This is a genomic window from Streptomyces sp. WELS2, from assembly GCF_013870595.1.
Taxonomy (GTDB): domain Bacteria; phylum Actinomycetota; class Actinomycetes; order Streptomycetales; family Streptomycetaceae; genus Streptomyces.
The window spans coordinates 1-1,786 of sequence record NZ_JACBWZ010001092.1 but is presented as its reverse complement, the minus strand read 5'-3'; the positions used below and the strand labels follow the sequence as shown (position 1 = coordinate 1,786).

General features: G+C 75.4%; 2 protein-coding genes. One reads left to right on the top strand and one right to left on the bottom strand.

Features of this window, described 5'->3' with window-relative positions; translation table 11 throughout:
- Positions 1 to 107: LPXTG cell wall anchor domain-containing protein (locus H5J33_RS33965; protein ID WP_181798515.1), on the top strand; the 107-nt coding region annotated here is incomplete at its 5' end.
- 100 nt (positions 108 to 207) lie between these two features.
- On the opposite strand, the gene H5J33_RS33960 is transcribed toward H5J33_RS33965, so the two are convergent.
- Entirely contained in the window at positions 208 to 1,422 is a 1,215-nt protein-coding gene (locus tag H5J33_RS33960) for a cytochrome P450 (RefSeq protein WP_181798514.1), read from the bottom strand.
- Between the last annotated feature and the right edge of the window lie 364 nt (positions 1,423 to 1,786).

Sequence of the window (1,786 nt, the reverse complement as noted above, 5' to 3'; positions counted from 1 at the left end):
CCCGCACCGGAGCGGACGGCACCTGGACGGCCGCAGTCGCCGGCCTGGCGTCGCTGGCGGGCGGAACCGTGCTGTACCGGCGCTTCCGGCCGAGGACCGGGCGCTGACCCCGGCCGCCCCCTCCGGTAGTGGAGGGGGCGGCCTTCGGCCGCGGACGTTGCGGGGCGCGGCCTCGCAGGGGAGCGGCTCACCCGGAGGAGGGCGACCTCACCAGGTGACCGGCAGCCGCAGCGGGAAGCGGCGGATCGTGCCGGTGTCCCACTCGATGTCGTCGGGGTCCACGGCCAGACGCAGCGTGGGGAAGCGGGTCAGCAGGCCGGAGACCGCGCTGTCCAGCTCCGCCCGGGCGAGCGGTGCCGCCAGGCAGTGGTGCCCGCCCCAGCCGAACGTCATGTGCGGGCGCACCGGCCGCTCGAGGTCCAGCCGGTGCGGGTCGGGGAAGACGGCCGGGTCCCGGTTGGCCGCCAGGTACGACACGTGGACGTAGTCGCCGGCGCTGATCAGGGTGCCCTCGACCTCCGCGTCCTCCAGGGCGATCCGGGGGATGCCCACGCCCTTGCGGAACGGGATGAACCGCAGCAGCTCCTCCAGCGCGCCGGGGAACCGCCCGGGGTCACGGGCGAGCGCGGCACGCTGCTCGGGATGGGTCAGCAGCACGTAGGCGATGTCGCTGATCTGGCAGGTCGCGGTGTCGTTGCCGCTGAGGATGAGCGTCACGGCCAGCACCGCCAGCTCGTCGTCGCTCAGCGGCTCCTCGCCCTCCGGCACCGGGGCCGTGGCCAGCGTGCTGAGCAGGTCCTCGCCCGGCGCCCGCCGCCGCTGCGGGACCAGCCCCGCGAAGTACTCCCGCAGGGACGCCTTGGCCTCGGCCGCGGTCTGCCGGGCGTCGGCGGAGGTGGCCAGCAGCCGCATGGTGCGGTCCCGCAGCTCGTCACGGTCGGCCTCGGGTACGGCGAGCAGCTCGCAGATCGTCAGATGGGGCAGCGGCACCGACAGATGGGTCACCAGGTCGGCGGGCGGCCCCGTCTCGGCCATCGCCGTGAGCAGGCCGGCCACCACCCGGTCCACCGCGGGGCGCATGGCCGCCACCCGGTCGCGGGTGAACGCCTGGGCCGCCACGTGCCGCAGCCGGGTGGCGTGCGGCGGGTCCGTCACGTTGATGGACTCCGGTGACACGATGGGCTCGGGTGTCATCCTCGGGTAGTCGCGCCCGACGATCGCCGCCCGGCTGAACCGGGGGTCGCACGTCACCTGACGCACGCCGGCGAAGCTGGTCACGAGCCACGCCTCGGCCTCGCCGTAGGGCAGCCGGATCCGGCTGACCGGGCCGCGCCGCGCCAGCGCGTCCAGCTCCGGGTCGAACTCCAGCGCCTCAGCGAAGTCGAAGGGGCATTCGAGCACTGTCGGCTCCTGGAACGACATCACAGCCTCCTTTGTGCGCCGCCGGGCGCGCTCGTGGGTGTCCGGCCGGGCGCGTTCCTCGCCCCCGGCCGGGCGCGTCCGCTGGTGAGGGCGCCGGTGCCGTCCGGGCCGGGCACCATGGGACAACGTTGTCCCGGACCTTGTCCGCGACCTCGCCGGCCGTGCCGGGAGAGCGCCGCCGACCGGACTGCGGCCGGCCGGGCCTTCCGGGCTCGTGCGGCTCCCGTGGCCCGTACGGCTCCGAGGCGCCGCCTCGTCCCTGAGAGAGTCACTTCCCCAATATGCGGGAGGTCGACGGGCTTCGCACGACAGACGCGGACGGCCCGGGCGGGTGGCGCGCGTGGGCCCTGTGCGGCTCGGCGTC